Genomic DNA, 25034 nt, shown 5'->3' with positions numbered 1-25034 from the left:
GGACTTCCTTGTGAGTGCTGATAACACTTCTCTTAGCTATAAAGACGCTGGCGTAGATATCGATGCAGGTAACGCACTAGTAGACCGCATCAAAGGTGCCGTTAAACGTACTCGTCGCCCAGAAGTAATGGGTGGTATTGGTGGTTTTGGTGCTTTGTGCGAGCTACCAACAAAATATAAGCAGCCGGTACTTGTCTCAGGTACTGATGGTGTTGGTACAAAACTACGCCTTGCACTGGATATGAACAAACATGACACCATCGGCGTCGATCTTGTCGCTATGTGCGTTAATGACTTGATTGTTCAAGGTGCTGAGCCGCTATTCTTCCTAGATTATTACGCAACTGGCAAGCTGGACGTAGACACTGCTGCCGATGTCGTTACTGGTATTGCAGATGGTTGTATTCAAGCTGGCTGTGCTCTAATTGGTGGTGAAACCGCTGAAATGCCGGGCATGTACGAAGGCGAAGATTATGACGTCGCGGGATTCTGTGTCGGCGTAGTTGAAAAAGAAGACGTTATCGATGGCAGCAAAGTCGCGGCAGGTGATGCACTTATCGCGGTAGGCTCAAGTGGTCCTCACTCAAATGGCTATTCACTCATTCGTAAGATTCTCGAAGTATCAGGCGCGGATAAAAACGAAGAGTTAGCGGGTCGTACTATTGGTGAGCACTTACTAGAGCCAACAAAAATTTACATTAAATCTGCGCTTAAAATGATTGAAGCGCATGATATCCATGCCATTTCTCACATCACTGGCGGAGGTTTCTGGGAAAATATTCCTCGCGTCCTGCCTGAAGGCACCAAAGCCGTTATCGATGGCAATAGCTGGGAATGGCCGGTGATCTTCAACTGGCTGCAAGAAAAAGGCAATGTGACCACTCATGAAATGTACCGCACATTCAACTGCGGTGTTGGTCTAGTGATTGCGCTGCCAAAAGAACAAGCAAACGCGGCAGTGGCGTTGCTTGAAGCAGAAGGCGAGAAAGCATGGATTATTGGTGAAATCGCCAATGCAAGTGCAGATGAAGAACAAGTAGAGATCAAATAAATTATGAAGAGTATTGTTGTTTTAGTTTCAGGAAATGGTTCGAACTTACAGGCGATTATTGATGCTTGTGAAACCAAGATCAGTACTGGCCGAGTGACCGCTGTTTTTTCAAACAAAGCAACAGCTTATGGCTTAGAGCGTGCTAAGAAAGCAGGTGCAGCCGCACATTCTTTGGATCCGAAATCATTCGATACACGCGACGCGTTTGATCATGAATTGATGAAGCAGATTGATGAATACAAGCCAGATGTCATTGTACTCGCGGGTTACATGCGCATCTTAAGTGGCGAATTCGTTCGCCACTACAGAGGTCGAATGATCAATATCCACCCTTCTCTACTACCGAAATACCCAGGCCTGAACACATACCAGCGAGCCATTCATGCCGGAGATGAAGAACACGGCACCAGTGTTCACTTTGTTACTGAACAACTGGATGGTGGGCCGGTAATCCTACAGGCTAAAGTGCCTATCTTCGATGAAGATACAGTTGAGACATTAACCGAACGTGTTCAAACGCAAGAACATAAGATTTATCCTCTGGTCGTACAGTGGCTAGTTGAAGAACGTTTGGTAATGAAAGATGAGAAGGAAGCTTATCTTGATGGCAAGCTACTGGGAATTCATGGGTACGCCCAAGAATAACATTTCGGAAAACGATATATGAAAAGGCGAGCTGAATGCTCGCCTTTTTGTTATCACGTATTAATCTTCTATTCATCTCACCTGATTTAGTCTGAACAAAACTAAGGAGGTCCGGAATGGATTTGAAAGGTTTATTAAATCAAGCGTTAAACTCAGACCTTGTTCGTCAGGGTCAACAAAAAGTGCAGCAACAGTCCGGTTCGAACACGCTAAAGTCCCTCGGTGCAGGTGCTGTGGGTGGTGGCTTAGTCAACCTACTCATGGGGTCTAAAAAAAGTAAAAAACTTGGCAAAAAGGTCAGTAAAAATGCACTCAAAATTGGTGGTGCGGCGGCTTTAGGGGCACTGGCTTATACCGTTTACAATAACTGGCAGGGCAAACAAAGTACCGCTTCATCACAAGAAGATTTTAATGCCCACGATGCTATCCATAGCGAGCTCATCATCAAAGCTATGATTGCTGCTGCAAAAGCTGATGGTCATGTCGATGCAGAAGAAATGCAGCGCATAGAATCCACGCTGAAAGAAGCAGGTGCGGATGCTGGGTTACAGACCATGCTACACAATGAGCTAAACAAACCTCTCGATCCAAGCGAAATTGCTCGGCTCGCTCAGTCGCCACAACAAGCTTCAGAGATTTATCTCGCGTCTCTAATTGTTGTCGATGAACAGAATTTCATGGAGAAAACCTATTTGCAGGAGTTAGCCAAGCAGTTACAACTGGCGCCAGAAGTAACTTTCCAGCTTGAACAACAACTGCAAAACTAAGCCAAAGCGAATAAAGATCCAGCAGCCCAGCCTAGAGTTTGAGCCAGAACAAACAGCTGCTTTGAGTTTCATTGATAGCCTGTGTATATTTGAGAGCAGTTCTCATTTAATTATTAGGTTAACAACATGAAAGTATATGATTGCTGCGACTTGGTCCGCGAGCTCTACGCGCAAATCGGCAGTGGCGACCAATCCTATGTACCTAAAGCGATTGCTTGCTCACTACGAGCGTTAAACGATATTGCGGCGGATACTAGCCTACCGCAAAATGTAAGAGACAAAGCAGCGTTTGCAGCAGCTAATCTGCTGATTTCAGATTTCGAGGATAAATAATGAATTTGGCGAACTTTGAGACGATGGATCCAATAATGCTGATGAGCATCGTCAACATGAAACTACGAGATGACTTTGGTGGTGATTTAGATAAGCTGGCTACGTATTTTGATATCGATAAGTCAGCACTGGAGACTAAACTCGCTTCCGCAGGTTTTGATTTCCTACCAGAAGCTGGACAATTTCGCTAATCAAAGCGTTATCGGATACAAAAAACCGCCTAAGCAGGCGGTTTTTCATTAGAAGTAATTACTCTTCGTCGAAAAAGTCATCTTCATCATCTAATTCAGCTTGCGCCGCAGCTGCGCGCTTCGCTTCTTCGTAACGAGCTTTCTTTTCAGCGGCTTCTTGCGCTAGGCGCTCTTCACGTTCAACACGAACTTTACGTGCTTCGCCTTTTCGTTCGTTACGTGCCGCTTGGTTTTGAATAAAACCAGCTAGCTCTTTCTCCGCCCATTCTTGCGCTAGAGCTTCTGTTTCAAAGCCTGCTTCTCGCTTAGATACAGATGTTTTACGTGAAGTCACTTGGCGAGTAATTTCTGCACACCAACCGTTACGCTTTTCAGTCACACGAATGGCAAATTTTTTGTTGTTCGACATATTCATTTCCTAAGGGATTCTAATGGAGTATTGAGGGATTTAGCCATCCCTTGGCAAGCGCGGTATTAGAGCGCAAAAAAGAGCCCTTGGCTATAGATTTTTCAACAAATAAAAAAGCGCAGACCTTACGATCTGCGCGTTTACTTTGTAGTGACGATTAAAGTCGATTAACCGATGTTCTTACGTGCGTTTTGGAACATACGCATCCAAGCGCCATTCTCGCCCCAACCTTCTGGAGACCATGAGTTCGCTACTGTGCGGAATACACGCTCAGGGTGTGGCATCATGATAGTTACGCGACCATCTTGAGTCGTTAGACCTGTGATTGCGTTGGGTGAACCGTTCGGGTTGTTCGGGTATTGCTGCGTTGGGTTACCGTGGTTGTCCACGTAACGAACTGCAACCGTGCCTGATGCTTCAATTGCAGCTAGGTGGTCAGCATCACGTACTTCTACGCGGCCTTCACCGTGAGACACTGCGATTGGCATACGAGAACCTGCCATGCCGTCGAAGAATACAGAATCAGACTTTTGAACTTCCACTAGGCTAAAACGAGCTTCGAAACGCTCAGATTCGTTACGAACAAAGCGTGGCCACAGATCTGCACCTGGGATTAGCTCTTTGAGGTTCGATAACATCTGACAGCCGTTACACACACCTAGAGAGAAAGTATTTTCGCGCTGGAAGAAGCCTTCGAACTGGTTGCGAGCTTGCTCGTTGAACAAGATAGACTTCGCCCAACCTTCACCCGCACCTAGTACGTCACCGTAAGAGAAACCGCCACAAGCAACAAGGCCTTGGTACTCTTCAAGAACAGCTTGACCCGTTAGGATGTCGCTCATGTGGATATCAGTCGCTTCAAAGCCTGCACGGTCGAACGCTGCTGCCATCTCAACGTGAGAGTTAACGCCCTGCTCACGTAGGATTGCCATCTTAGGCTTAGCACCAGTATTTACCATAGAACCCGCGATGTAAGGCGCGGCGATGTCTTCGTTCACATCGAAGCTTAGCTTGACGTTCAGACCTGGATCCGAGTTGTCTTTCTTCGCTTCGTGCTCTTGGTCAGCACATGCTGGGTTATCACGTAGACCTTGCATCTTGTGCGTAGTCTCAGCCCAGATAGTACGTAGTTCAGTACGGTTACGCTCTAGAACTACTGTGTCACCAGAAGCAATCACTAGCTCGTCAGATGCTTCAACAGAACCAATTACGTGTGAGCATGCTTCAAGGCCGTTCGCAGCTAGCGTTGAAAGTACAGCGTCTAGATCATCATTCTTAACCTGAAGTACTGCTCCTAGCTCTTCGTTAAATAACGCTGCTAGTGCGTCATCACCTAGATTAGCGATGTCCGCTTTAACACCACAGTGACCCGCAAATGCCATTTCAGCTAGAGTAACGAATAGACCGCCATCACCCTTATCGTGGTAAGCCACAACTTGATCGTTCGCAACAAGTGCTTGAACGCCTTCGTAGAAACCTTTTAGTTGTGCTGCGTTGTCTACGTCTGCTGGTTTGTCACCAAGCTGCTTATAAACCTGTGCTAGTGCTGTTGCGCCTAGACGGTTTTGACCGTTACCTAGATCGATAAGAACCAGTGATGTTTCACCTTTGTCTGTGCGTAATTGCGGAGTGATTGTCTTACGAACATCTTCAACACGAGCAAACGCAGTGATGATCAGAGATAGTGGTGAAATAACTTCTTTCTGCTCACCGTTCTCTTCCCACTTGGTCTTCATCGACATTGAGTCTTTACCCACAGGGATAGTTAGGCCAAGTGCTGGACATAGCTCTTCACCTACCGCTTTAACCGCTTCGTAAAGACCAGCATCTTCACCTGGGTGACCGGCTGGAGACATCCAGTTTGCAGACAGTTTAATGTGTTTGATATCGCCGATGTTTGTCGCTGCGATGTTAGTGATTGCCTCACCCACCGCTAGACGAGCTGAAGCACCGAAGTCTAGTAGAGCAACTGGCGTACGCTCACCCATCGACATTGCTTCGCCGTGGTAAGTGTCGTAGCTTGCTGCGGTTACCGCGCAGTTTGCTACTGGAACCTGCCACGGGCCAACCATTTGGTCACGCGCAACAAGACCAGTCACCGTGCGGTCACCGATAGTGATTAGGAATGTTTTTTCTGCAACCGTTGGTAGACGTAGAACACGATCCACTGCTTCGTTTAGCTCAATACCATCACGGTTAACCGCTGGGTTGTTCGCTTTTAGCGTTTTCGCATCACGGTGCATCTTAGGTGTTTTACCAAGAAGCACATCCATCGGCATGTCGATTGGCGTGTTGTCGAAGTGTGAATCTTCAAGTTTCAGTTCACGCTCTTCTGTTGCCACACCCACTACTGCGTATGGTGCGCGCTCACGCTTACAAATTGCATCGAATACTTCCATATTCTCTGGCGCAACTGCCATTACATAACGCTCTTGAGATTCGTTACACCAGATCTCAAGTGGACTCATACCTGGTTCGTCATTTGGTACGTCACGCAGTTGGAAGATACCACCACGCTCGCCATCGTCTACAAGCTCTGGAAGTGCGTTAGAGATACCGCCCGCGCCCACATCGTGGATGAATGCGATTGGGTTCTCTTCGCCAAGCTGCCAACAACGATCGATCACTTCCTGACAGCGACGTTCCATCTCTGGGTTCTCACGCTGTACTGAAGCAAAGTCTAAATCTTCTGCGGATTGACCAGACGCCATTGAAGATGCTGCACCGCCACCAAGGCCGATGTTCATTGCAGGACCACCAAGAACGATTAGGCTTGCACCGACTGGGATCTCTTTCTTCTGTACGTGCTCGTCACGGATGTTACCCATACCACCAGCAATCATGATTGGCTTGTGGTAACCACGAACCTCTTCACCTGCGTGAGAGTTAACTTTCTCTTCGTAAGTACGGAAGTAACCAAGTAGGTTTGGACGACCAAATTCGTTGTTGAACGCCGCGCCACCAAGTGGGCCTTCTAGCATGATATCTAGTGCGTTAACAATGCGACCAGGCTTACCGAAGTCTGTTTCCCATGGCTGTTCAAAACCAGGAATACGTAGGTTAGATGTAGTGAAACCTACTAGACCGGCTTTTGGCTTACCGCCAATACCTGTCGCGCCTTCATCACGGATTTCACCGCCTGAACCTGTGGAAGCACCCGGCCAAGGAGAGATAGCGGTTGGGTGGTTGTGCGTTTCCACCTTCATTAGGATGTGCGCTTTCTCTTGGTTGTAACCGTACTGGCGAGTTTCTGGGTTCGGGAAGAAACGACCTACATCCGAACCTACCATTACCGCTGCGTTATCTTTGTATGCAGACAGTACGTTTTCAGGTGTCGTTTCGAATGTGTTCTTGATCATCTTGAACAGAGACTTCTCTTGCTTAACACCGTCGATAGTCCAGTCTGCGTTGAAGATTTTATGGCGACAATGCTCAGAGTTCGCCTGTGCAAACATCATTAGCTCAATGTCAGTTGGGTTACGATCTAGCTTGTTTACGAACGCATCGTAAAGGTATTCGATTTCGTCATCGGCAAGAGCTAGACCTAGGGTAACGTTTGCATTTTCAAGCGCAGTGCGTCCGCCATTAAGTAGGTCAACATCAGCAACTGGTGCTGGTTCCGCAACTTGGAAAAGTGCAGCGGCAGAGCCAAAGTCAGTGAAAACCACTTCCATCATGCGATCGTGAAGGATAGCCTTTAGCTCAACGAGTTGAAGCTCAGAAAGTTCTGCTGATGTTTCGATGTAGTAAGCCGTACCACGCTCTAGACGAACGACTTTATCTAGACCACAGTTATTAGCAATGTCAGTCGATTTTGAAGACCAAGGCGAGATAGTGCCAGGGCGAGGAGTAGCAAGTAGAAGAAGACCTGCAGGCTCGTGCTCTTCAATTGTAGGACCGTAAGTTAGGAGCTTTTCCAACTTCTCAACTTCTTGAGAATCAAGATCTGCTGATAATTCAGCAAAGTGAGCAAACTCAGCGTAAATACCTGTTACAGGTAAGCTTAATTCACGACAAAGCTCTAGAAGCTTGTTAACACGAAACTCAGAAAGAGCTGGGGAGCCACGCAAAATTCTCATGTGCTTAGGTCTCTTATGCAATTGATTAAGGTGATATTGGAATAAATTCAGTGGGTTAGACTGTTTTACTTCGAAGCTATTCCCTAAGGATTAAAAACCTATGCCGATTTCACCTCTCCTTTGCGGGCGCATTATAAAGGAATTATTTTTGTGATGTAACACCAAAAGCAACCGTTTGCGTCATTTTTTTCGTCAAATTTGAATTACAGCAAAAATCCCAATTTTAAATCTTTAACCCGAAGTGACTCTGATTGTCTTGCCTTGTTATGACACTTTGATATAAATGCCCTACTGGAAGTATGAGAATGATGTGAATGAAGAAGCATTACTTGAACCGTTGGACATCAATCAGCGCCTTGCTGTTTTCTGTATTGATGTTATCCGGCTGTCAGATTGAGTCAGAGCCCAAAAGTGATTTAGACCAGATACGTGAGCGTGGTGTGTTACGTGTCGGAACTCTGAATAACCAGCTGTCTTACTATATCGGTCCTGATGGCCCTGCCGGTTTGGATTACGAACTGGCCCGCGAATTCGCCAATGAGCTTGGTGTGCAGTTGGAAATGAAACCAGCCTACCGTATCTCGTCGTTATATCCTGCGCTAGCCAAAGGTGAAATCGACATTATTGCTGCAGGTTTGACTCAGTCACCTGAACGTATGGAGCGATTCCGACCTGGCCCCGCTTACTACTACGTCAGCCAGCAAGTTGTGTATAAAAAAGGTAAGAAACGACCACGCAACCTAGAGCAACTCCTCAATATCCAACCCGTACCAACAGATGATGGTGAAGAGCTTCCTATCCTTAAAATCATCAGTGACTCTCACGTTAAACAAACTCTGAGCGCCATCAAACAAGAAGAGCACCCTGACTTTGCCTTTGAAGTTGACCCAGATGCTGAAGTGAGTGATCTGCTAAAACAAGTCTCTGATGGAGAGCTGATGTTCACTGTTGCCGATTCAGTCGAAGTCTCTTTATCACAACGTATCTACCCAGATATTGCGCTCGCATTCGAGCTGACAGAAGATCAGCCAATCTCTTGGTTTGTTCGTCGTTCTGAAGATGAAAGCCTTTATGCACTTATGATCGAATTCTTCGGCTACACCAAACAATCTGGTCACCTAGCCTCTTTAGAAGAAAAGTATATCGGTCATATTGGCAGCTTCGATTACGTGGATACCCGCGCTTTTATTCGTGCGCTCGACTCTAAGCTTCCACAATGGTCACCTCTGTTTAAAGAATACTCAGATGAGTTTGACTGGCGACTCGTGGCTGCACTGGCGTATCAGGAATCACACTGGAACCCGCTTGCTAAATCTCCGACAGGTGTACGAGGCATGATGATGTTGACACTGCCAACCGCTAAAAGTGTTGGCGTAACCAATCGTCTCGATCCTAAGCAGTCAGTTCGTGGAGGTGTTGATTACCTGCGACGAATGGTGTCTCGCATCCCCGACTCCATTGATGAGCATGAAAAAATTTGGTTTGCCCTTGCATCCTATAACGTCGGCTATGGTCACATGATGGATGCCCGAAGACTTACGAAGAAGCAAGGCGGTAACCCAGATGCATGGGCTGACGTGAAAGATCGCCTACCGTTGCTGCGCCAGAAAAAGTACTACAGCCAAACCCGCTATGGCTATGCACGCGGTGATGAAGCGAGAAACTACGTCGAGAATATTCGCCGCTATTACCAGAGTATCATCGGCCATGTCGAACAGCAGACTACGGACAACAGTGATGTCAACATTGATGATCTTGCCGTGATTGAAGTGCCAGACAGCGCTATCTCAGCGGCGCCAGCGGTATCTTCAGCTGCCCCAGTTGAAGAAATACAAGAATAGAAACAAACCATTCAAGTGCCCAATCATTGATTAATGATTGGGCACTTGAATTTTACTTGCCTGACCCAAACATAGTATCGTGAGCCAGCCTTTTCGGTAGCATTATTTAAATGGTAACAATTGGCTGGTAAAAGACGAGTTACATAACGTAATCAATGCCTTCGATACAGAAAGCAATCATACAGTTCTAACCCACAGTAGGAGGTTGTTTTATGCGTAGACGTAAAATGCAGTCAAAACGCCTTAATAAAACCGTTGCGGCAAACCGCCGTAAAAGAATGCTCAGCAATAACAAGAAGAAAGTCATTGCCCGTCATCGAGCTTTTATGCAACTAATTTGTGCATAACCCAGTTGGCAAACACCTTGAATCGGGTGTTTGCTGAAAACCCTACCCTTCTGAACGCTTCATCTGTTTTTGCGCTTTTTTCTCTTTACGACGACGTTTAAAGAACGCCTGAAGCTGGCCTCGACACTCTTCTTCCATCAACCCTTGCTCAATATCGGCATAGTGATACGCCGCCTGGTGTTCAAACAAGTTAAGTACTGTTCCTGCCGCTCCAGCTTTTAGATCAGAGGCACCATAAACAATGCGTTTCACTCGGCTGTGGAGTAAAGCCCCCGCGCACATAGGGCATGGCTCTAGCGTGACGTATAATGTTGTATCCAACAGTCGGTAATTTTCCAGTACTTGGCCTGCTTTGCGCAATACCTGCATTTCAGCATGAGCCGTCGCATCATGATGACCAATTGACTGATTCCAACCTTCAGCTACGATCTCACCATCTTTCACTAATACAGCACCAACTGGAACTTCTCCCTCGGCTTCGGCCTGAGCTGCCAACTCCATAGCACGGCGCATGAAAAACTCGTCTTGAGGGGAAAACTGTGAATCTGACAAAAGGAAGCTCCGGTTGTATAAGTAAACGGCTAGGGGTAGCAAATTCTACCCGTATGAACGCGGAAGTGAAAGCAGGACGCAGAGCACCTCACATAAACTACTTCTTAGCACTAAAAAGAAGCGCCAGTCTTTCGACCAGCGCTTCTAAAATCCTAATACCTAAATAGTTGGTGTTGTAGCTAGGCAACAAGAAAGTTCAGCCCTAATCACCTAGAGGCTCTATGTGATTAGAGCGGCCGTCGCTCCGGTGAACTTGCGCAGTTAACAAAGCTACAGCGCCAAATCTGACGGTATTTACATTGTGTAAGTGTATGGTGCTTGAATACCTAGCGGAATGCCTAACATCCAGTAAGCCACTAGGAAGATTGACCAACCGATTAGCATAGCAATCGAGAATGGCATCATTAATGACGCTAGCGTACCAATACCAGTCGACTTCACGTAACGCTGACAGTAAACCACGACTAGAGGGAAGAATACCATCAGAGGTGAAATGATGTTCGATACAGAGTCACCCACACGGTATGCCGCTTGAGATAGCTCTGGAGAAATACCAACAGCCATTAGCATAGGCACCAGAATTGGGCCAATCAGTGCCCATTTCGCTGATGCAGAACCGATTAGAAGGTTTACAGAAGCCGTTAGAAGAATCATACCGATGATTGTTGCTTCACCTGATAGGTTCATCGCTTTCAGGCCTTCCGCACCGTATAGCGCTAGCATCGTACCGATGTTTGATTGCGCGAATGCAGATAGGAACTGCGCACAGAAGAACGACATTACAATGTATGCACCCATCGTAGACATGGTATCCGCCATTGCTTTGATGATGTCGTTACTTGTCTTGAACGTGCCAGAAACGCGACCGTAAACGTAACCCGGAATGATAAACAGGATGAAGATCAACGGAACGATAGACTTCATGATTGGCGCAGAGAACGCAGTGATCTCACCTTCCGGTGAACGCAGTGCAGAATTTTCTGGGATAAGCGCCACAACAAGAAGTGCGATACCCGCCATCATAGCCCAACCCGCGTAACGGAACGCTTTCGACTCAAGCTCAGTGAAAGAACCTAGATCTGGTGCTTTCTCTGCGTCTTCGTCGATTGGAGTGTTCTTTAGGCGTGGCTCGATGATTTTCTCAGTTACATACCAACCAATAGCAACGATGATTACTGAAGATAGACCAGTAAAGAAGATGTTCGCTAGAGGGTTAACCACGTACTCAGGATCGAGAACTTGTGCCGCTGTTTGAGTAAAGCCAGCTAGTAGAGGGTCGATACCTGAAGGGATGAAGTTTGCAGAGAAACCACCTGATACACCTGCGAACGCTGCCGCGATACCCGCTAGAGGGTGACGACCTGCTGCGTGGAAGATGATACCACCAAGTGGAATAACCAGAACGTAGCCTGCATCCGCAGCAGTGTGCGATACGATTGCTACAAGAATTAGCATTGGAGTAAGAAGTTTTGCTGGCGTGAAGTTCAGCATCTTCTTAAGGCCAGTGGTGATGAAGCCAGAAGAATCGGCAACACCTACACCCAACATCGCTACTAGAACGATACCAAGTGGTGCAAAGCCAGTGAACGTTGTCACCATGTTAGCAAGGAAACTTGCTAGTGCTTCGCCTGTCAGAAGGTTAGTGATAGTAAGAGCTTCGCCAGTTCGAGGGTTTAGAAGGTCGAAAGAAACATTCGACAAAAGTGCAGACGCAGCCCAAGTAATGATCAGTGCCCAGAAGAACAGAATGGCCGGATCCGGGATTTTATTACCAGCTCGTTCTATAAAATTAAGAAAGCGATCCATGCCATTCGGCTTGGATAATGGTGCTTTATTTACTGCTTGGTTACTCATGGTAACTCCATATGTGATGTTGTTGCCTTAGGCCTGTAATAATTGTTGTGACGACCTATTTTTCAGCTACACATTTTATTAAATTGCCCCCTCAAAAGCACAAGATTCCAGAAGTTTTTCCATATTTGGAGACATATTTTGCAAAATTGCCATTACTACGCAACAAAGTAAAAACACTAGCCACCCATATAATGAAACAGATTTGAAACCATTTTGAAAAATATAGAGAACGCTTTTAAGTAAAATATCAATAATAAATTTTGATTATAAAATACCCTACATACTAAATTCATTGAATTTGGAAACTGATGTCATTAGCTCAATGGATTGCTGTTTTCCATGGCGATCGAACCAACACACTTCCACGGTAATGTGCTTAACTTCAATCCCATTTTGTAACGAGGAGCGAGCCTCGCATCGCGTTTGAAAATAATCAGCCGATAACGGCTGACACTGAGTTTGCGAATAGCAGGCATCTTGTTCTATATCGTCGAATAGATAACGTCCTCCCTTCACCGTTGATCCATGCGTGGTGAATTGTTCAAGCTCAGACTCTGCCAAGTAGAGCGCTTCAATGGACCGTTCAGCCCAATCGGATTTCATTTCAATATAGGTATGTAATTTGACTAAACCGACAGCACTGCCGCTGACAAGCAAGAGAGCCAATAGCACCTCAAATAAGCTGACACCTTTCTGGTTAGAAATCATGCCAACTGCCATTGCTCCATTTGACCTTATGGAAATGTCGAGCAGCCGAGGCCGTGACATCTTTATTGAACTGCATGTATAAAGCATTGTTGATCAAAGCGTAGCTATCAGGAGCATCCAATACTAAACCACCTAATGGGTAGACATTTCCATTCTGAAAGTAGCTCACTCTGTGTTGCTCGACTGTGTGCACGTTCAAGGATTCTATCAGTGTCGATAGCAATAGATTGTTGTTTGATTGCGCCCAATCAACAAACCCTGCTGACGGCGTCTCAGAAACAAAGTGATAAATCATGGCCTTCAATGCTTGGTTTCCTGAAATTGAAGCTATGCCATTGTGAAGCACCAGTATCAAGCCTCCATTCAAATGCGTATCAATGGCAAGGTTTATGGATTGCAGGTCATCTGCGCTAAGTTCACAGCTACCGTATACCCAAATAAGCTCATGAGATGCTTTGATAAGATTTGTAATCTGTTGACCGCAATTTTCTATATATTTCGCACTGGGTAACTCGTTCGATAAGCGTGGCATGGTACTTTTAAGCTCATTTGGCACATAACCGAACAAGCTGGTGTCTGACATAACCTCAAACCAATGGCTACGTGGCACATTAAAAACTTCCTGAAATACATCAAGTTGCTCCACATGCTCGAAGTCATTCTGAGTTAAAGGGAGCTGCCAACTGAAATCGGTGTAGTGAGTTGTGCTGCACTGATGCAAACCTGAGCCATGACTCTCAGGAAAGTAGCGAGAGATATCGGTTGCTTGATATGGGTGTATGGTGTCATAGCTATGCGCATAGAAAGTATTTTGATAACGAACCGAAGTACACGCCCAGCGGAACTCGCTAACGCGTTGATACACGTGCGGCGCTATGTTGAGTCCACCATTCACCAATAAATGAGAGGTTGTAGTGATTGGACTTTTGATTTGAAGTTCAGGCAGAAGAAACGATTTACTTAAGGTTAAGAAACCACTGGTTGCACGAATAATATGTGGTGTTCCCGTTTCTATCTTAAGCGCATCCAAACTCAGTTGGAGCTGACAGTCATTCAGCTCTTCTGGTATGTCTTGTTTTCCAACAACAGAGGAAATCGCACACTCTAACCCACCCTCTGCGTGCCAATGTGCACGGCGACTTTCCACTTCATTTTGGCTCTGTTTCATTTGGTAGAACAAGGCTTTATAACTGCCCATGACAATCATGAGTACGCCAGCTAGCAAAAGACTGGAGATTAGAAGGGTTGCAGCACCTCGCTGAAACACCATGTCACCAGTTCCTCTGTTTAATAGAAATGGCAAGCGTCTTCGATACCTCAGGGGAAAAGCGCAAATAGGTACTGAGTTCAACATTGAGTAGTGAGGAGGAATGGGCTGCACTGGTTAAAGGCACGGACTCCAGTTCAAACTCGGTCACGACAATAAGATTGCTATCGAACACTGTGTTACAGGTATTACCAAAATGTGTGGTGAAGTTTTCTGCTTCTAAAGCAGACATAGCTCTTGGTAGCTTCTTCGCGCAGACTCTCAAAACCTCTTGTGATTCGCTCTGCCGCTGATATACCACATTCGTGTATGCTGTCTCAGATCCTAAGTTGCCTGACAGGTAAGCGAACGCGAGCAGAGTGTGATGCTCACTATGTTTGACGTAGTACGTTTGTGCTGCGCCAGATAAACGGACGCTTTCACCCAGTACTCCACCATGACCCGCTCGGTACAAATCTAACTTCATCATTTGCAGAACACTATTCGTGCTTTGTAGCAACATCAGCTCTTTGGCGTGAGCAGCAGAGAGCCGTTGACTGTGGAGAAGCATAGTTACGGCTATAGCGATGACTATGAGAGAAATCGAAGTAGAAACGAGAAGCTCAATTAAGCTATAACCCGATTGACCTCCTCTCAACATGGCTGATAACCAAGAGTAATGCCCGAAGGTGCACACACTCTTACGATAGCTGAGCGAAAGTGAGTTCTGAGCTCGAGAACCGTTTCAGAAGATAACTTAGGGTAAAATGTAAACCGCCCGCTCTTGGGTCGCCCATGTGTGGCATCAAAACTGATTTGATTTGAGCTGTAAGTCGTCGCCAGTTCGATGCCAGTAAACGGCTCGCCAGATAAACGCATAAGAACTAAACCATTGTCCTCATCTTCGCTGTCCGTCAAATTCAACGTCCAAGAATCACCTGACCTTGTGAGATGTATCCATAGAGGCTGTCGGCGCAAGATCGCTTGAGATTTTGCTATTAAGACAAAGCCATTCAATTCTTTAGCGAGCCTCATCATCTTAGTGGTATCAGAAACTGAGCTAAAATTAGGAACCGCCCATACCAGTAACAAACTCATCGCAGACAGAGTGACAACGGACTCCAGTAACGTAAAGCCACGAGGCATTTCCCAAATCCCTATGTAAATTTAAAAGTGTCGAGAACCATACTTGGCTTGATATTAACAGCGCATAACAATAGGTCAGAGGTGGATACTAGGAGAGCTCGAAGTGATTGGCGTAAATAACTGCAAACAGAGTAAACAAAGTTTAATTGGGATGACGTTACTCGAATTACTGATCGTGGTTACTCTGATTGGTATCTTGGCGATGTTCGCCTATCCAAGCTATTTGGATCAGGTACGGAAGTCTCACCGCATCACCGCTATTGCGGATCTCGCCCGTATCCAACTCGAATTAGAATCAAGCTATAACGGCCAATATGATTGGCATAAGGTAATATCGAGTGGGAAATGTACGGTGTGCCTTTCCGAGCAAAGTCGCTTTGTGTTTAGTGTGACCAGTAGCGCCAATGCGGCGTACATTATCAAAGCGACAGCGCAAGCAAACAGCCAACAAAATTTAGACTCTTGCTTACAAGAATACAACGTTGATTACCTCAGCCTTGATGCTAGCAATAAAGCGTTTCCTCTTAGCTGCTGGCAATAAAAAAGCCTGCAGTTGCAGGCTTTATGTAGAATTTGTTTTTTTAGCTAGTCAGGTCATCGAAGAACTTCTTCACGCCATTGAAAAAGCCTTCCGCTTTTGGCTTGTGCTTCGTTGCCGCTTCACCACCACAAGACTCTTCAAACTCTTTCAATAGATCTTTCTGACGAGTACTTAGATTTACCGGAGTTTCTACAACCAGCTTAACGATAAGGTCGCCAACGCCACCGCCGCGAACACCCTTCACGCCTTTACCGCGCATACGGAACATGCGACCCGTTTGAGTTTCGGTTGGTACTTTCAGGTTCACACGACCATCCAGTGTTGGTACTTCGACTTCACCACCCAGTGCAGCCATTGCAAAGCTGACAGGCACTTCACAATAAAGGTTGTTGCCATCACGCTCAAAGATGTGGTGCTCTTTGACATGAACCTGTACGTATAGGTCACCCGCTGGAGCGCCCATTTCTCCTGCTTCACCTTCACCAGAAAGACGAATACGATCACCAGTATCAACACCAGCAGGAATCTTAACGTTAAGCGTTTTAGTCTTCTGCTTGCGGCCTTGACCATGACATGAGTTACAAGGATCTTTGATGATCTTGCCCTTACCATGACAGGTAGGACAGGTTTGCTGAACCGCAAAGAAGCCCTGACGCATCTGAACCTGACCATGACCGTGACAGGTTCCACACGTTTCAGGGGACGAGCCTTTCTTCGCGCCACTGCCATCACAAACGTCACAGTTAACTAGCGTTGGAACTTCAATTTCTTTTGAAACACCGCGAACAGCTTCTTCTAGTGATAGTTCCATGTTGTAGCGCAGGTCTGCACCGCGTTGCGCGCGTTGCTGGCCACCACCACGTCGGCCACCGCCAAAGATATCACCAAACACGTCACCAAAAATGTCACCGAAATCAGCACCAGCACCACCGCCAAAGCCACCGCCGCCCATGCCGCCTTGTTCGAAGGCTGCATGACCGTATTGGTCGTAGGCTGCTTTTTTCTGAGGATCCAGTAGGATTTCGTACGCTTCTTTTACTTCTTTAAACTTATCTGCAGCAGACTCATCACCCTGGTTGCGGTCTGGGTGGAATTTCATTGCAAGGCGCTTGTACGCCTTTTTAATATCACGTTCTGATGCATCTCGGCTTACGCCTAATACTTCGTAAAAATCACGTTTTGACATGTTCTTCGTCACCAATTTATTACTGCAAACGACCGATTGTCGCTTGGTGTTTGTATCGTTCTAGATAAAGGCTTTGTGCAAAAGTGCTTATCTGGAAAGACAGCGTATTTACAAACAGGCGGGCGTGTGAGTTACCTCAAACGCCCGCGTATTACTTTAAGTTAAGTCAGAATCGAGAATTATTTTTTCTCGTCTTTAACTTCTTCAAACTCAGCGTCAACAACGTCTTCTTCTTGCTTAGGCTGTTCACCAGCTTCTGCACTTGCTTGTTGAGCCTGAGCTTGCTGCTGAGCGATTTCCATTAGCTTCTGAGCCGCTGCCATTAGCGCTTGAACTTTCGCGTCGATAGCTTCTTTATCTTCGCCACCTTTCACTTCTTCAAGTTCAGTAATTGCAGCTTCGATCTTCTCTTTCTCTTCAGCTGGAAGTGCGTCACCCGCTTCTTCAACTTGCTTACGAGTACCGTGGATCATTTGGTCAGCTTGGTTACGTGCAGCCGCTAGCTCTTCGAACTTCTTGTCCGCTTCTTTGTTAGCTTCTGCTTCTTGAACCATTTTCTCGATTTCGTCGTCGCTTAGACCGCCTGAAGCTTGGATAGTGATCTTCTGCTCTTTACCTGTCTGCTTGTCTTTCGCAGATACGTGCAGGATACCATCCGCATCAAGGTCGAAAGTTACTTCGATTTGAGGCATACCACGAGGTGCTGGCTGAATGCCTTCTAGGTTAAATTGGCCTAGAGACTTGTTGTACATCGCTTGCTTACGCTCACCTTGAAGAACGTGAATAGTTACCGCGTTCTGGTTGTCTTCTGCTGTAGAGAAAACTTGGTTCGCTTTCGTTGGGATAGTGGTGTTCTTCTCAACTAGCTTAGTCATTACGCCGCCCATAGTCTCGATACCTAGAGACAGAGGAGTAACGTCTAGTAGAAGTACGTCTTTCACATCACCAGCAAGTACACCACCTTGAACTGCAGCACCCATTGCTACTGCTTCATCAGGGTTCACATCTTTACGAGCATCTTTACCAAAGAATTCAGCAACTTTCGCTTGAACCATAGGCATACGAGTCTGACCACCAACTAGGATAACGTCAGTAATGTCGCCTACAGATAAGTCAGCATCAGCTAGAGCAACTTTCAATGGCTCAAGAGAACGTTGTACTAGGTCTTCAACTAGAGATTCTAGCTTAGCACGCGTCACTTTAACGTTCATGTGCTTAGGACCAGTCGCATCTGCGGTTACGTAAGGTAGGTTTACGTCAGTTTGAGAAGTAGAAGAAAGCTCGATCTTTGCTTTTTCTGCTGCTTCTTTAACACGCTGCATTGCTAGAGGATCGTTCTTAAGATCGATACCTTGCTCTTTCTTGAACTCTTCAACTAGGTAGTTGATCATGCGGTTATCGAAGTCTTCACCACCAAGGTGTGTGTCACCGTTAGTTGCTAGTACTTCAAACGTTTTCTCATCTTCAACTTCGTCAATCTCGATGATAGATATATCGAATGTACCACCACCAAGGTCGTATACCGCGATAGTGCGGTCACCGCCTTGCTTGTCTAGACCGTAAGCTAGAGCTGCTGCAGTAGGTTCGTTGATGATACGCTTAACTTCTAGACCTGCGATACGGCCAGCATCTTTAGTTGCTTGACGCTGAGCATCGTTAAAGTAAGCAGGTACTGTGATAACTGCGCCAGTTACTTCCTCACCTAGGAAGTCTTCTGCAGTTTTCTTCATTTTCTTCAGTACTTCAGCAGAAACCTGAGGAGCAGCCATTTTCTGGCCTTGTGCCTCAACCCAAGCATCACCGTTGTCAGCCTTAACAATGTTGAAAGGCATGATTTCGATGTCACGCTGAACTTCTTCGTCTTCGAAACGACGACCGATTAGACGCTTAATTGCAAATAGCGTGTTAGTTGGGTTTGTAACCGCTTGACGTTTAGCTGGCTGACCTACTAGCGTCTCACCATCTGTGTATGCAATAACTGATGCTGTTGTACGCTCGCCTTCCGCGTTTTCGATTACGCGTGGCTTGTCACCGTCTAGAACAGCAACACAAGAGTTAGTAGTACCTAAGTCAATACCAATGATTTTACCCATCAGGCTATCTCCGAATAAATTCTATTTTCGTTTTGCTATATCCCCTATGTGGGGATGGAGAATAGGGTTTCAACCCTTACTCACAAACTAAAATAATTTTGTTTGCTTCACTTATGCCCAATAGATAAGGGCTGTAAATAGCTTTTCAAGGGAAGAAGTGAAAAAAAGTGAAAAAAGATTTGAGGATAAGCGAATAGACCGGATTTAAAAGTCTTACTTTCGCTAAGTGGTGTTCCAACACTTACATCTTCGTTCTCTAGAATGATAATGCTCAAAGCCCAATTAATGTCAGTACTACATGCTAAAAACAAAAAGCGAGGCACTTGGCCTCGCTTTCAAATTCTAACACTTTATAGATTAAGCATTCGCTTGTGCAGGTTGTGCTTCTACTTCTTCTTTGCCGATTTCACCTTCTGATTTAGCAACGATAGTATTTACAGCTGTGTCGCCTACTACGTTAGAAGATGTACAGAACATATCGTTGATACGGTCAACTGCTGCGATGATTGCAAGACCTTCAGGTGGTAGGCCTAGTTGGTGAAGAAGAACACCTACCATTACAACACCGCCACCAGGAACACCACCAGCGCCGATAGACAGAAGCAAGATAGTTAGGCCTAGCGTGAACACGTCAGCAGTGTTGATTGGCTGACCAAACGCGTTCGCAACAAAAATAGTTGCTAGTGCGATGTAAATCGATACACCAGACATGTTCATTGTTGCACCAAGTGGTACACCGAAACCTGCCACTGATTTAGAAACTTGAAGTTTCTCAGTCAGAGTGCGCATAGTTACAGGAATAGTCGCGTTAGAGCTCGCTGTAGATAGAGAGAACAGGATCTGTTCACGAGTTGCACGCAGGAACGTCTTTGGTGAAGTACCTGTCGCGATACCTACTGCCATTGGGTAGAAGATGAAGATCCAGAATACTAGCATTGCAACAACAAGTGCTACGTAGCCGGCTACAGACATTAGCGTGTTCGCGTCTAACGTTGCGCCTAATTGAATCATTAGAGCGAATACACCGTATGGCGCTAGGCTCATAACTAGACCAACTAGCTTCATCATGATTTCGTTAGCCATCTTGAACGTACGGATCGCAGGGCCACCGCGTGAATCGAGCGCTTGGATAGCAAGACCAGTCAGGATTGCCATGAAGATGATTTGCAGCATGTCGCCGTTAGCAAATGCCTGAACAGGGTTGCTCGGTACGATGTTAACGACCAGTGAGAAAATGTCAGGTGTTTCAGTCGTCGTCAGCTTAACCGTTTCTGAAATCGTACCCGCTAGATTCGCGTCAGCACCCGGCTGGAAAATAAGACCAACAGTCAGTGCCGCAGTAATCGCGATGATGGTGTTAAAGATGTAAAGGGCAAAAGTTTTACCACCAAGGCGACCAAACGCAGTGATGTCTTTCAGGTCCACAATACCGCACACGATAGAAACGTATACTAGTGGAACAACAAGAAGTTTGATCAGGGATACGAACATACCACCAGCGCCTTCTGCGGCACCCAGTAGGTAAGTGTCAAAGATAGCAATTCCGCTAAACAGGTACTGAATCGCAGTACCAATCAGTAGGCCAGCGAACAAGCCTACAAATATCTTGCTTGAAAGCGATTTATCCATCATTCATCTCCAGAATGTTGTGTTTATATTTTATGATTTTATAGTTTATTCCGCCGAGTTTTACGGCAGAGTTCGCACATAATACACACAAAAGTTACAAAATAAAGTATTTGTTTACGATAATGTTACATATTTCTAATCGGAAATTAATTTTCGTATAAACTTTAACCCAAGAATAATTCACTATATCAATGTGTTAATTTGGTCGTTCTGAGAGCTCTGACGAGATCAAAAAAAGAGAGGCTAAAGCCTCTCTTTTTTAAGTTTAATCAGTTTGGATTAAGCAGTTATTTCGCTACCATCACCATGGCAGGACGAATAACACGACCATTCAGCTCGTAGCCTTTCTGCATAACAAACATCACAGTGTTTGACTCATGATCTGGGCTTTCTTGAATAGACATCGCCTGATGCATTTCAGGGTTGAACGCTTCACCTTCTGGGTTAATTTCCTTCAGGCCAAATTTCGCAACAGCATCAACAAACGTTTTATGCGTCAGCTCTACACCTTCAACAATTGGCTTCACCGCTTCGTTGTCTGTATCCGCAGCCTGGATCGCTCGCTCTAGGTTGTCGATAACAGGTAGTAGCTCTTCCGCAAACTTGTTCAATGCGTATTTACGAGCTTTGTCAATTTCCGTCTCGGTACGACGGCGCATGTTTTCAACTTCCGCCTTAGCACGCAGAACAGAATCTTGCTGCTCTTTGACTTTAGCTTCACTTGAAAGAAGTGCTGCTTCAAGCTGAGCAATCTTAGACTCTTGTTCGTCTTGTTCAGTTGCTTCGTTCCATTCGATATCAGCGTCAGTACCTACAACTTCTGCTTCAACTTCTTGCGTAGTGTCTTGCTGCTGTAGCTCTTCTTCTTTGATCTTGTTTTCTTCGTTGCTCATGATATCTCCAGAATTCAATTCCATCTGTATCTAAACCGTCACGTTTATCGCGTTTAGATACATAAAAATTCGCATAAATAGCTAACTTGCCATTATTATGGGGATGAAGATTGTCGAATCAAGCCTATTTAGTGCGGAAAACCTATGAAAAAGCCTTTTGAAGTGATCGCCATCATTGGTAAACCCCGAGATCAGCAAGCCATTCAGACTCATAGAGAGCTTTATATCTGGCTTCAATCGGAAGGGTATCAGGTTTTTATTGACGACAGACTGGCTGAAATTCTAGACGACGTACCAAGTGAACATTTTGCGAGCCTGATTCAGTTAGGCAAAGCCGCCGATCTCGCCATTGTGGTTGGCGGGGATGGCAATATGCTTGGCGCCGCAAGAGTCCTGTCTCGATTTAATATTTCGGTTATCGGTGTCAACCGAGGCAATCTTGGCTTTCTCACCGATCTCAATCCAGAAGATTTTCAGTCGGCGCTGAAGAAAGTCCTCGCAGGTGAGTTCATCGAAGAAGAGCGCTTTTTACTGGAAGCGGAAGTCCATCGCCACGGTCAGATAAAAAGCCACAACGCTGCATTGAATGAAGCGGTGCTACACCCAGGCCAAGTTGCCCATATGATCGAGTTTGAGGTGTATATAGATGAAAGTTTTGCCTTTTCACTACGAGCGGATGGGCTGATCGTTTCAACTCCAACAGGCTCAACAGCCTATTCATTGTCCGGTGGCGGCCCGATTCTGTCACCGAGCCTTAATGCAATTTCGCTCGTTCCTATGTTCCCCCATACATTATCGAGCCGCCCGTTGGTTGTTGATAGTAAGCGTCGTATCAAATTGGTTGTTTCACCGGATAACCGTGGCACCCAAGAAGTGGGTTGTGATGGACAAGTTTCTTTACCTGTCTCACCGGGTGACGAAATCCACATCTACCAGAGCCCTAATGTTCTTAAGCTCATTCATCCTAAAGACTACAGCTACTACCATGTATTGCGGAACAAACTAGGCTGGTCGAGCAAATTGTTCTAATTGAGAAAAGTTTTAAGGGTTGACGAAAATCGTCAGCCCTTTTTGTTTAAAGCCTTCGTAACTCAACGGCTCCCACTCAACAATCACACCAGCAAAGCACACTCCTGATCCCGCTCACAAAAATTTTCATCACCACCTTTACTGTATAAAGAAACAGTATATACTGTTTTCTTATACAGTATTGTTCATTTAAACAGGTACAACAAAATGCTGGCTCATCTAAGTGTTAATAATTTCGCTATTGTTAAATCTCTACAGCTGGAGCTATCTCACGGCATGACCACCATCACCGGAGAAACTGGTGCGGGTAAATCTATTGCAATTGACGCTTTAGGTCTTTGCTTAGGTGGTCGGGCGGAAGCCGGCATGGTACGTCAGGGGGAAGAGAAAACCGAAGTCAGTGCGGCCTTTTCCCTTGAGAACAACATTCACGCAACGCGTTGGCTAGAAGATAACGATCTGCTGGAAGGTAGTGACTGTATCTTGCGTCGCATCATCAATAAAGAAGGCCGTTCAAGAGCCTTTATTAATGGCAGCCCGGTACCACTTTCACAACTAAAAACTCTTGGGCAATTACTGATCAATATCCATGGTCAGCATGCGCACCATCAACTAATGAAAAGTGACTACCAGATGGCCATGCTGGACCAATATGCAGGCCATACAAACCTTTTAAAAGGTACTCGTAACGCCTACCAAAATTGGCGCCAGGCCGATAACAACCTTAAGCAGTTAAAAGAAAATAGTGCAGCTAACCTTGCACAAAAACAACTGCTTGAATACCAAATCAAAGAGCTTAACGAGCTCTCTCTTGGCGAGGATGAATATGAAGAACTCGAACAGGAACACAAAAGATTGTCTAACAGCGGAGAACTCGCCGCCACCTGCCAACAAGCCATCGAGCTTATTTACGAAGGTGAAGAAGTTAATGCGCTTGGTATTCTCCAATCAGCCAGTAGCTCCCTGATCCAGCTTGCTGAATTGGATGAAGCGCTTGCAGAACTGCCAAACATGCTCTCAGAAGCCATCATCCAAATCGAAGAAGCCAACAGTGAATTGCGTGGCTATCTCGATAACATAGATGTTGATCCTGCTCGTATGGCCTTTGTTGAAGAACGATTCTCAAAAGTCATGTCGATGGCACGTAAACATCATGTACTTCCAGATGAGCTGTATCAGCATCACCAAGATTTGTTGTCACAAATTGAGGCTTTAGATTGCTCCGATGAAAAGCTGGAAGAACTTGAACAAGCAGTCGAAGCCAAATATCAGGCTTTCCTGACCTCAGCGGAGAAGCTTCACAAATCTCGCTGTCGCTACGCTAAAGAGCTCAACAAGCTAATCACAGCCAGCATGCACGAGCTCAGCATGGAAAAAGCGCAATTCTGTATTAAAGTGGATAAGCAGTGTACTCACCCTTCTCCACTCGGAATGGATAATGTCTGTTTTGTGGTCTCAACCAACCCAGGTCAGCCGATGCAGCCTATCGCAAAAGTAGCGTCTGGTGGTGAGCTGTCTCGAATCTCTCTAGCGATTCAAGTCATTACAGCACAGAAAGTCGATACCCCAAGTTTGATCTTCGATGAAGTCGACGTGGGCATCAGTGGGCCAACTGCCGCTGTCGTCGGGAAAATGCTGCGTAAGCTTGGTGAATCGACTCAAGTTCTGTGTGTCACTCACCTGCCTCAGGTTGCGGGGTGCGGCCATCAACAGCTCTTTGTTGCTAAGCAAACCAAAGCCGGAAAAACAGAAACTCAGATGCATTCATTAGACAACGAACAGCGTGTATCCGAGTTGGCCAGATTACTTGGCGGCAGTGAAATTACCGAGTCAACCTTGGCGAATGCAAAAGAGTTACTAATTGCGGCTTGATAGATTCTACGGCTGATTCTCAACTTAGCGCCAAAGTTCCGACTTAGGGGAATTTTGGTACGAGTTTGCAACTAAATTCAAAAATCGTGGTCTGAAACAGTTCAAAACAAGATGAGCTTTTTACATTAGCGCTCAGCTTGTTTATTATCAGCCCAATTTGAGAAATATCCGTTACAAGAATTTATCCGTATGCAATTGAAAAAGTGGCTAATCGCTGTACCACTCTCTATGACACTGTTGACTGGCTGCTCTTTGGTAGAAAAGCTGGTATATCGAATTGACATCAACCAAGGTAACTACGTTGAGCAACAAGCCGTCGATCAACTGAAGTTTGGTATGACCAAAGAGCAGGTACGCTTCGTGATGGGCTCACCAATGCTAATTGAAAACGGTTATCCTGATACTTGGTACTACATTTACCACCATACCGAAGGGCACAAAGATTCGGTGCAGAAGGACTTGATCGTCAATTTCAACGATAAAGGCCAATTGGTCGATGTGACTGGTGACTTCCCACCTAGCTCTGATTTCTTTGAAGGAATCAATTAAGGAAGCGAGAAGCGAGAAGCGAGAAGCGAGAAGCGAGAAGCGAGAAGCGAGAAGCGAGAAGCGAGAAGCGAGA

General features: G+C 45.8%; 23 protein-coding genes. 11 read left to right on the top strand and 12 right to left on the bottom strand.

Annotation, left to right across the window (positions count from 1 at the left end; translation table 11 throughout):
* Nucleotides 1-10 precede the first annotated feature (10 nt).
* The 5 genes from purM (at nucleotide 11) to IX95_RS02635 (ending at nucleotide 2987) form a co-directional block, all read left to right on the top strand.
* Nucleotides 11-1051, top strand: a complete 1041-nt coding sequence (gene purM / locus IX95_RS02655) for a phosphoribosylformylglycinamidine cyclo-ligase (protein WP_019275558.1) — start codon at nucleotides 11-13, stop codon at nucleotides 1049-1051.
* A gap of 3 nt (nucleotides 1052-1054) precedes the next feature.
* Nucleotides 1055-1696 carry a phosphoribosylglycinamide formyltransferase gene (gene purN, locus IX95_RS02650; protein ID WP_021456564.1) on the top strand — a complete coding sequence of 214 codons (642 nt, stop codon included), beginning with the start codon at nucleotides 1055-1057 and terminating at the stop codon, nucleotides 1694-1696.
* A 116-nt stretch (nucleotides 1697-1812) separates the two neighbouring features.
* Nucleotides 1813-2463 (top strand): tellurite resistance TerB family protein, encoded by a 651-nt coding sequence (locus IX95_RS02645; protein ID WP_038156562.1) that lies wholly within the window; start codon nucleotides 1813-1815, stop codon nucleotides 2461-2463.
* A 126-nt stretch (nucleotides 2464-2589) separates the two neighbouring features.
* Nucleotides 2590-2796 carry a YaeP family protein gene (locus tag IX95_RS02640; RefSeq protein WP_038156559.1) on the top strand — a complete coding sequence of 69 codons (207 nt, stop codon included), beginning with the start codon at nucleotides 2590-2592 and terminating at the stop codon, nucleotides 2794-2796.
* The gene (locus IX95_RS02635) at nucleotides 2796-2987 is read left to right on the top strand and encodes a DUF4250 domain-containing protein (RefSeq protein WP_006959611.1); all 192 of its coding nucleotides are present in this window, start codon (nucleotides 2796-2798) and stop codon (nucleotides 2985-2987) included. The genes IX95_RS02640 and IX95_RS02635 overlap by 1 nt, the downstream gene beginning before the upstream one ends.
* Before the next feature lie 58 nt (nucleotides 2988-3045).
* On the opposite strand, the gene IX95_RS02630 is transcribed toward IX95_RS02635, so the two are convergent.
* Nucleotides 3046-3396: a DUF3622 domain-containing protein gene (locus tag IX95_RS02630; protein ID WP_019275555.1), complete on the bottom strand. Its 351-nt coding sequence runs from the start codon at nucleotides 3394-3396 to the stop codon at nucleotides 3046-3048.
* Between the two features lie 167 nt (nucleotides 3397-3563).
* Complete coding sequence (gene purL / locus IX95_RS02625; protein WP_038156557.1) at nucleotides 3564-7475, bottom strand: phosphoribosylformylglycinamidine synthase; 3912 nt, start codon at nucleotides 7473-7475, stop codon at nucleotides 3564-3566.
* Between the two features lie 314 nt (nucleotides 7476-7789).
* Here purL and mltF point away from each other — a divergent pair, with 314 nt between their 5' ends.
* On the top strand, nucleotides 7790-9316 hold the full coding sequence (gene mltF / locus IX95_RS02620) for a membrane-bound lytic murein transglycosylase MltF (RefSeq protein ID WP_038156555.1): 1527 nt from the start codon (nucleotides 7790-7792) through the stop codon (nucleotides 9314-9316).
* A 212-nt stretch (nucleotides 9317-9528) separates the two neighbouring features.
* Nucleotides 9529-9663 carry a hypothetical protein gene (locus tag IX95_RS26930; RefSeq protein ID WP_006959616.1) on the top strand — a complete coding sequence of 45 codons (135 nt, stop codon included), beginning with the start codon at nucleotides 9529-9531 and terminating at the stop codon, nucleotides 9661-9663.
* Between the two features lie 42 nt (nucleotides 9664-9705).
* Here the strand turns inward: IX95_RS26930 and tadA are convergent, their stop codons facing one another.
* The 6 genes from tadA to IX95_RS02590 form a co-directional block, all read right to left on the bottom strand.
* On the bottom strand, nucleotides 9706-10215 hold the full coding sequence (tadA, locus tag IX95_RS02615; RefSeq protein WP_038156552.1) for a tRNA adenosine(34) deaminase TadA: 510 nt from the start codon (nucleotides 10213-10215) through the stop codon (nucleotides 9706-9708).
* Nucleotides 10216-10509: 294 nt separating this feature from the next.
* Nucleotides 10510-12069: an AbgT family transporter gene (locus tag IX95_RS02610; RefSeq protein ID WP_038156550.1), complete on the bottom strand. Its 1560-nt coding sequence runs from the start codon at nucleotides 12067-12069 to the stop codon at nucleotides 10510-10512.
* Nucleotides 12070-12345: 276 nt separating this feature from the next.
* Entirely contained in the window at nucleotides 12346-12777 is a 432-nt protein-coding gene (locus IX95_RS02605; RefSeq protein ID WP_038156673.1) for a type IV pilus modification PilV family protein, read from the bottom strand.
* Complete coding sequence (locus IX95_RS02600) at nucleotides 12767-14047, bottom strand: hypothetical protein (RefSeq protein ID WP_038156547.1); 1281 nt, start codon at nucleotides 14045-14047, stop codon at nucleotides 12767-12769. Before IX95_RS02600 ends, IX95_RS02605 begins: the two co-directional genes overlap by 11 nt.
* Before the next feature lies 1 nt (nucleotide 14048).
* A complete protein-coding gene (locus IX95_RS02595) occupies nucleotides 14049-14684 on the bottom strand; it encodes a PilW family protein (RefSeq protein WP_038156545.1) in 636 nt (211 codons plus the stop codon).
* Entirely contained in the window at nucleotides 14678-15169 is a 492-nt protein-coding gene (locus IX95_RS02590; RefSeq protein ID WP_038156544.1) for a GspH/FimT family pseudopilin, read from the bottom strand. The genes IX95_RS02595 and IX95_RS02590 overlap by 7 nt, the downstream gene beginning before the upstream one ends.
* 103 nt (nucleotides 15170-15272) lie before the next feature.
* Here IX95_RS02590 and IX95_RS02585 point away from each other — a divergent pair, with 103 nt between their 5' ends.
* Nucleotides 15273-15710: a type IV pilin protein gene (locus tag IX95_RS02585; protein WP_038156543.1), complete on the top strand. Its 438-nt coding sequence runs from the start codon at nucleotides 15273-15275 to the stop codon at nucleotides 15708-15710.
* A 40-nt stretch (nucleotides 15711-15750) separates the two neighbouring features.
* On the opposite strand, the gene dnaJ is transcribed toward IX95_RS02585, so the two are convergent.
* From dnaJ to grpE, 4 genes are all read right to left on the bottom strand, one after another.
* A complete protein-coding gene (gene dnaJ / locus IX95_RS02580; protein WP_038156541.1) occupies nucleotides 15751-16896 on the bottom strand; it encodes a molecular chaperone DnaJ in 1146 nt (381 codons plus the stop codon).
* A gap of 179 nt (nucleotides 16897-17075) precedes the next feature.
* Entirely contained in the window at nucleotides 17076-18989 is a 1914-nt protein-coding gene (dnaK, locus tag IX95_RS02575) for a molecular chaperone DnaK (protein WP_038156539.1), read from the bottom strand.
* A gap of 357 nt (nucleotides 18990-19346) precedes the next feature.
* Nucleotides 19347-20618, bottom strand: a complete 1272-nt coding sequence (locus IX95_RS02570; RefSeq protein ID WP_019274187.1) for a dicarboxylate/amino acid:cation symporter — start codon at nucleotides 20616-20618, stop codon at nucleotides 19347-19349.
* 287 nt (nucleotides 20619-20905) lie between these two features.
* On the bottom strand, nucleotides 20906-21511 hold the full coding sequence (gene grpE / locus IX95_RS02565; protein WP_038156537.1) for a nucleotide exchange factor GrpE: 606 nt from the start codon (nucleotides 21509-21511) through the stop codon (nucleotides 20906-20908).
* A gap of 144 nt (nucleotides 21512-21655) precedes the next feature.
* On the opposite strand from grpE, the gene nadK reads away from it, so the two are divergent.
* The 3 genes from nadK (at nucleotide 21656) to bamE (ending at nucleotide 24961) form a co-directional block, all read left to right on the top strand.
* A complete protein-coding gene (nadK, locus tag IX95_RS02560; protein ID WP_019274185.1) occupies nucleotides 21656-22540 on the top strand; it encodes an NAD(+) kinase in 885 nt (294 codons plus the stop codon).
* A gap of 207 nt (nucleotides 22541-22747) precedes the next feature.
* On the top strand, nucleotides 22748-24412 hold the full coding sequence (gene recN, locus IX95_RS02555; protein ID WP_038156534.1) for a DNA repair protein RecN: 1665 nt from the start codon (nucleotides 22748-22750) through the stop codon (nucleotides 24410-24412).
* A gap of 189 nt (nucleotides 24413-24601) precedes the next feature.
* A complete protein-coding gene (gene bamE / locus IX95_RS02550; RefSeq protein WP_006959629.1) occupies nucleotides 24602-24961 on the top strand; it encodes an outer membrane protein assembly factor BamE in 360 nt (119 codons plus the stop codon).
* Nucleotides 24962-25034: the final 73 nt, after the last annotated feature.

The organism is Vibrio sp. B183 (genome assembly GCF_000740665.1).
GTDB lineage: Bacteria > Pseudomonadota > Gammaproteobacteria > Enterobacterales > Vibrionaceae > Vibrio > Vibrio coralliilyticus.
The sequence above is the reverse complement of the archived record's forward strand: the minus strand, read 5'-3'. Positions and strand labels throughout refer to the sequence as shown.

Excerpts from the sequence above, each read along its gene's own strand:
- IX95_RS02635 (WP_006959611.1), top strand. The coding sequence starts at position 2,796 with ATGAATTTGGCGAACTTTGAGACGATGGATCCAATAATGCTGATGAGC.
- IX95_RS02630 (WP_019275555.1), bottom strand. The coding sequence starts at position 3,396 with ATGTCGAACAACAAAAAATTTGCCATTCGTGTGACTGAAAAGCGTAAC.
- IX95_RS02570 (WP_019274187.1), bottom strand. The coding sequence starts at position 20,618 with ATGGATAAATCGCTTTCAAGCAAGATATTTGTAGGCTTGTTCGCTGGC.
- IX95_RS02645 (WP_038156562.1), top strand. The coding sequence starts at position 1,813 with ATGGATTTGAAAGGTTTATTAAATCAAGCGTTAAACTCAGACCTTGTT.
- purN (WP_021456564.1), top strand. The coding sequence starts at position 1,055 with ATGAAGAGTATTGTTGTTTTAGTTTCAGGAAATGGTTCGAACTTACAG.
- IX95_RS02590 (WP_038156544.1), bottom strand. The coding sequence starts at position 15,169 with ATGCCTCGTGGCTTTACGTTACTGGAGTCCGTTGTCACTCTGTCTGCG.
- dnaJ (WP_038156541.1), bottom strand. The coding sequence starts at position 16,896 with ATGTCAAAACGTGATTTTTACGAAGTATTAGGCGTAAGCCGAGATGCA.
- grpE (WP_038156537.1), bottom strand. The coding sequence starts at position 21,511 with ATGAGCAACGAAGAAAACAAGATCAAAGAAGAAGAGCTACAGCAGCAA.
- purL (WP_038156557.1), bottom strand. The coding sequence starts at position 7,475 with ATGAGAATTTTGCGTGGCTCCCCAGCTCTTTCTGAGTTTCGTGTTAAC.
- IX95_RS26930 (WP_006959616.1), top strand. The coding sequence starts at position 9,529 with ATGCGTAGACGTAAAATGCAGTCAAAACGCCTTAATAAAACCGTTGCG.
- IX95_RS02610 (WP_038156550.1), bottom strand. The coding sequence starts at position 12,069 with ATGAGTAACCAAGCAGTAAATAAAGCACCATTATCCAAGCCGAATGGC.
- bamE (WP_006959629.1), top strand. The coding sequence starts at position 24,602 with ATGCAATTGAAAAAGTGGCTAATCGCTGTACCACTCTCTATGACACTG.
- IX95_RS02605 (WP_038156673.1), bottom strand. The coding sequence starts at position 12,777 with ATGATTTCTAACCAGAAAGGTGTCAGCTTATTTGAGGTGCTATTGGCT.
- mltF (WP_038156555.1), top strand. The coding sequence starts at position 7,790 with ATGAAGAAGCATTACTTGAACCGTTGGACATCAATCAGCGCCTTGCTG.
- IX95_RS02640 (WP_038156559.1), top strand. The coding sequence starts at position 2,590 with ATGAAAGTATATGATTGCTGCGACTTGGTCCGCGAGCTCTACGCGCAA.
- nadK (WP_019274185.1), top strand. The coding sequence starts at position 21,656 with ATGAAAAAGCCTTTTGAAGTGATCGCCATCATTGGTAAACCCCGAGAT.
- dnaK (WP_038156539.1), bottom strand. The coding sequence starts at position 18,989 with ATGGGTAAAATCATTGGTATTGACTTAGGTACTACTAACTCTTGTGTT.
- IX95_RS02595 (WP_038156545.1), bottom strand. The coding sequence starts at position 14,684 with ATGTTGAGAGGAGGTCAATCGGGTTATAGCTTAATTGAGCTTCTCGTT.
- recN (WP_038156534.1), top strand. The coding sequence starts at position 22,748 with ATGCTGGCTCATCTAAGTGTTAATAATTTCGCTATTGTTAAATCTCTA.
- IX95_RS02600 (WP_038156547.1), bottom strand. The coding sequence starts at position 14,047 with ATGGTGTTTCAGCGAGGTGCTGCAACCCTTCTAATCTCCAGTCTTTTG.